The sequence below is a fragment of the Immundisolibacter sp. genome, from assembly GCF_041625615.1.
In the GTDB taxonomy this organism is placed as follows: Bacteria; Pseudomonadota; Gammaproteobacteria; order Immundisolibacterales; family Immundisolibacteraceae; genus Immundisolibacter.
Genome location: NZ_JBFJTF010000158.1, coordinates 1 through 4,745 on the forward strand (window position 1 = coordinate 1; position 4,745 = coordinate 4,745).

Annotated in this window: 4 protein-coding genes; all 4 read left to right on the forward strand. The window is 70.1% G+C overall.

The window, feature by feature from the left end:
- Positions 1-573, forward strand: a 573-nt coding sequence (locus ABYX71_RS10500) for a uracil-DNA glycosylase family protein (RefSeq protein WP_372696448.1), incomplete at its 5' end; no start/stop codon positions are given.
- Positions 573-1,070, forward strand: coding sequence for a ribosomal protein S18-alanine N-acetyltransferase (gene rimI, locus ABYX71_RS10505; RefSeq protein WP_372696449.1), 498 nt, complete (start codon positions 573-575; stop codon positions 1,068-1,070). The genes ABYX71_RS10500 and rimI, both read left to right, overlap by 1 nt.
- A gap of 78 nt (positions 1,071-1,148) precedes the next feature.
- Positions 1,149-2,732: a peptide chain release factor 3 gene (locus tag ABYX71_RS10510; protein WP_372696450.1), complete on the forward strand. Its 1,584-nt coding sequence runs from the start codon at positions 1,149-1,151 to the stop codon at positions 2,730-2,732.
- Between the two features lie 137 nt (positions 2,733-2,869).
- The gene (locus tag ABYX71_RS10515; RefSeq protein WP_372696451.1) at positions 2,870-4,693 is read left to right on the forward strand and encodes a DEAD/DEAH box helicase; all 1,824 of its coding nucleotides are present in this window, start codon (positions 2,870-2,872) and stop codon (positions 4,691-4,693) included.
- Positions 4,694-4,745 lie beyond the last annotated feature (52 nt).

Consider the following 4,745-nt stretch of genomic DNA (forward strand, 5'->3'; position numbering starts at 1 on the left):
ACCGATCCGGCGGCGGCCTGGCCGGCACTGCATGCGCAGATTGCCGCCTGTACCGCCTGCGGGCTGAGCCGCACCCGCACGCACACCGTGCCCGGTGTCGGTGACCGCCAGGCGGACTGGATGGTCATCGGCGAGGCGCCCGGGGCCGAGGAGGATGCCCGTGGCGAGCCGTTCGTCGGTCCGGCCGGCAAGCTGCTGGACGCCATGCTGCACGCGGTGGGCCGCAGCCGCCGCCGCGGCGTGTACATCACCAACATCGTCAAGTGCCGGCCGCCGAACAACCGCGACCCGGCGCCGCAGGAGGCGCAGGCCTGTGCCGGCTTCCTGCAGCGGCAGATCGCGCTGGTCGAGCCGAAGCTGATCCTTGCCGTCGGTAAGGTGGCGGCGCACAACCTGCTCGGTCGCGATGACCCGGTCGGTCGCCTGCGCGGGCAGGTGTGGCAATGGCAGGGCCGGGTGCCGGTGGTGGTGACCTACCATCCGGCCTATCTGCTGCGCTCACCGCTGGAGAAACGCAAGGTGTGGGATGACCTGTGTCTGGCGCAGGACGTGCTTGAACGGAGTGCCGGCTGATGGCGGCGCGCCTGCCCGACACGTCCGACGCCGCCCCCGGCGCCGGCACGCTGCGCGCCATGACGGTGGCCGACGTGGCGGCGGTGGCGGCCATCGAGCAGCGCGCCTATCCGGCGCCGCAGCCGTGGTCGGCCGGCATCTTTCGCGATTGCCTGCGGGTCGGCTACCTGTGTCAGGTGCTGGAGCTGGACGGAGCCGTCGCCGGCTACGGCATCCTGTCGATCGCCGCCGGCGAGGCGCACCTGCTCAATGTGTGCGTGGCGCCGGAGCTTCAGGGCCGCGGGCTCGGGCGGGTGTTGGTCCTGCACATGCTGGATCTGGCGGACCGTTTCAAGGCCCACACGGTGTACCTGGAGGTGCGCCCGTCCAACGCCGTGGCGCGGGCGTTGTACAAATCGCTTGGGTTTCGACGCATCGGCGTGCGAAAATCCTACTATCCGGCTTTACCCGGCGACGTGCGCGAGGATGCCCTGCAGTTGGCACGCGACATTGCCTGAGCGCCGTCCCGTTCCCATCTGAATGCCACGCGCACCCGATTTTGCCGCAGCGTTGGCTGACGGCTTCCCGACTCCTGAATGACCGCACTCGCTCCCGAAGTTGCCCGCCGGCGCACGTTCGCCATCATTTCGCACCCTGACGCCGGCAAGACCACGCTGACGGAAAAGTTGCTGCTGTACGGCGGCGCCATCCAGATGGCCGGCACCGTCAAGGCGCGCAAGGCAGCGCGCCACGCCACGTCAGACTGGATGGCGCTCGAGAAGGAGCGCGGCATCTCGGTCACCTCGTCGGTGATGCAGTTCCCGTATCGGGACTGTGTGATGAACCTGCTGGACACCCCCGGCCACGCCGACTTCTCGGAAGACACCTACCGAACGCTGACGGCGGTTGACTCGTGCCTGATGGTGATCGACGCCGCCCGTGGCGTGGAGGAGCGCACCATCAAGCTGATGGAGGTGTGCCGCCTGCGCGACACGCCGATCATCACCTTCGTCAACAAGCTGGACCGCGAGGGCCGCGAACCGGTCGAGCTGCTGGACGAGATCGAGTCGGTGCTCGGCATCGCCTGCGCGCCGGTGAGCTGGCCGATCGGCATGGGCCAGCGCCTGAAGGGCATCGTCGACCTGGTTTCGGGCAAGGTGCGCCTGTTCGGTGCCCGTCATGGCGAGCGTGCCGACGCCGGCGCACTGCTGGACGGTCTGGACGATCCGCGCCTGCTCGAACACGTCGACGCGTCCGACCTGGCCGCGCTGCGCGAGGAGATCGAACTGGTGCAGGGCGCCTGCGCGCCGTTCGATCTGGAGCTTTACCGGGCCGGGCAGCAGACACCGGTGTTCTTCGGTTCCGCCATCCACAATTTCGGGGTGCAGGAGCTGCTGGACGCGGTGGTGGCCTACGCGCCGCCGCCGGCCGAACGGGCGGCGCAGGAGCGCACGGTGGCACCGGACGAGCCGGCCTTCAGCGGTTTCGTGTTCAAGATCCAGGCGAACATGGACCCGGCGCACCGCGATCGGGTGGCGTTCTTCCGCGTCTGTTCCGGCGTGTACGAGCGCGGCATTCGCGCCCGTCACGTGCGCCTGGGACGCGATCAGCAGCTGGCCAACGCGACCGTGTTCATGGCCGGCGAGCGCGAGGGTGCCGAGCGCGCCGTGGCCGGTGACATCATCGGCATCCACAACCACGGCACGGTGCGCATCGGCGATACCTTCACCCAGGGCGAGAGCCTGCGCTACACGGGCATTCCGGACTTCGCGCCGGAACTGTTTCGCCGGGCCCAGTTGCGCGACCCGCTGCGCAGCAAGGCGCTGCTGAAGGGGCTGGAGCAGTTGTCGGAGGAGGGCGCGACCCAGCTGTTTCGTCCGCTCGGCAACAACGACCTCATCCTGGGCGCGGTGGGGGTACTGCAGTTCGAGGTGGCGGCGTACCGCCTGAAGTACGAGTACGGCGTCGAGGCCAGTTTCGAGCCGGTCAATGTCGTCACCTGCCGCTGGGTGCACGGCGATGACCCCAAGAAGCTCGACGAGTTCCAGCGCCGCGCCGAGGCCAACCTGGCCCTGGACGGCAACGGCGAGCTGGTTTACCTGGCGCCGACCCGCGTCAATCTCGGCCTGACCGAGGAGCGCTGGCCGGATCTGCGGTTTCTGGCGACGCGCGAGCATTGACGCCGAGGCCCGGTGGCGGTCCGCCTGGGACCGTCGCCCGGTGATCCCCAGGCGGACGATTTTTCCCACCGACCCCGGCCGGCGGACGCATACTGGCGCGCCGCGGCCTTTGTTTTTCTATTGACTGGTATCACATCATGACCACCGATCCGGCCGCCGTGCCGACCTTTGCCGAGCTCGACCTGCCGGCACCCATCGTGCAGGCGGTGAGCGACCTCGGTTACGAGACGCCGTCGCCGATCCAGGCACGCATCATTCCGCACCTTCTGGCCGGCAGTAACGTGCTCGGTCAGGCGCAGACCGGCACCGGCAAGACCGCCGCCTTCGCGTTGCCGCTGCTGGCGCGCCTGGACCCGTCGGCCCGTCATACCCAGGTGCTGGTGCTGGCGCCGACCCGCGAACTGGCCATTCAGGTGGCCCAGGCCTTCGAACGCTACGGCGCGCAGCTGCCGCAGCTGTCGGTGCTGGCGCTGTACGGTGGCCAGGGCTACCGCGAGCAGCTGATCGGCCTGCGGCGCGGCGCGCAGGTGGTGGTGGGCACGCCCGGGCGGGTGATGGACCACATGCGGCGCGGCACGCTGGACCTGTCGGGCCTGTCGGCACTGGTGCTCGACGAGGCCGACGAGATGCTGCGCATGGGGTTCATCGACGACGTCGAGTGGATCCTGTCCGAGACACCCGAGCAGCGGCAGCTGGCCCTGTTCTCGGCCACCCTGCCGGCGCCGATCAAGCGCATCGCCCAGCAGCACCTGCGCGACGCGCAGGAAGTGTCGATCAAGGTACGCACCACCACCGCCGAAACCATCCGTCAGCGCTACTGGCGCGTGTCCGGCGTGCCCAAGCGGGCGGCGCTGACGCGCATTCTGGAGACCACGCCGCACGAGGGCGTGCTGATCTTCGTGCGCACCAAGCTGGAAACGCAGGAACTGGCCGACCACCTGGTGGCCCAGGGCCACACGGCGGCGCCACTGTCCGGCGACATCGCCCAGGCGCAGCGCGAGTACACGGTCAATCGACTGAAGTCCGGCCAGCTCGACCTGGTGGTGGCCACCGACGTGGCGGCCCGTGGCCTGGACGTCGATCGCATCAGCCATGTCATCAATTACGACATCCCGTACGACACCGAGGCCTACGTGCACCGCATCGGGCGCACCGGCCGGGCCGGGCGCAGCGGCGAGGCGATCCTGTTCGTCATGCCGCGCGAGCAGCGCATGCTGCAGGCCATCGAGCGGGCCACCCGCCAGCGCATCGAGGAGATGACGCTGCCGAGCGTCGATGACGTCAACCGGCGTCGGGTGGAGCGTTTCGGCGAGCGCCTGGATGCGGTACTGGCCGACCCGCAGCGGGCCGATCTGGTGGCGCAGTTTCGCCAGTTGCTGGAGGACTACGCGAACGAGCGCGGGCGCCAGCAGCTCGACGTGGCGGCCGCCCTGGCGGCCCTGCTGCAGGGGGGAGAGCCGCTGTTCCTGACGCCGGATCGTGCGCCAGCACGCCGTGAGGCCGCCGCAGGCGGGGAGCGGCCGGCGCGCGTTCGCCGCGCGCCCGGCGAGCGCGGGCCGCGGGGCCGTGACGGCGATCAGCAACTGGAGTCGTACCGGGTCGAGGTGGGCCGCAGCCACGGCGTGCGGCCCTCGAACCTGGTCGGTGCCATCGCCAACGAGATCGACCTCGACAGCAAGTACATCGGCCGCATCGAGATTCACGACGACTACAGCGTGATCGACCTGCCGGCCGGCCTGCCGCGGGATCTGCAGGCCATCCTGCGTCGGGTGCGGGTGGCCGGGCAGCCGCTGGGCATTCGGCCGCTGCGCCAGGGTGACCGCGAAGGGTGGGTGCCGCGTGGCAGGCCCGCGCCGCGTGACGGTGAGCGCCCGTTCAAGCCGCGCCCGGCCAAGCGGCCGCCGGGCAAGCCGAAGAAGGCCAAGACCGGCTACCCGAAACGGCGCGCCGGCGACGGTTGAGTCAGCCGCTGGCGTCGGCCGCGGTGGCGCGCAGATAGGCGCGCAGACGGCG

What these genes read in the sequence shown, in the direction of transcription:
- rimI (WP_372696449.1), top strand. Translation starts at nt 573, where the DNA reads ATGGCGGCGCGCCTGCCCGACACGTCCGACGCCGCCCCCGGCGCCGGC.
- ABYX71_RS10510 (WP_372696450.1), top strand. Translation starts at nt 1,149, where the DNA reads ATGACCGCACTCGCTCCCGAAGTTGCCCGCCGGCGCACGTTCGCCATC.
- ABYX71_RS10515 (WP_372696451.1), top strand. Translation starts at nt 2,870, where the DNA reads ATGACCACCGATCCGGCCGCCGTGCCGACCTTTGCCGAGCTCGACCTG.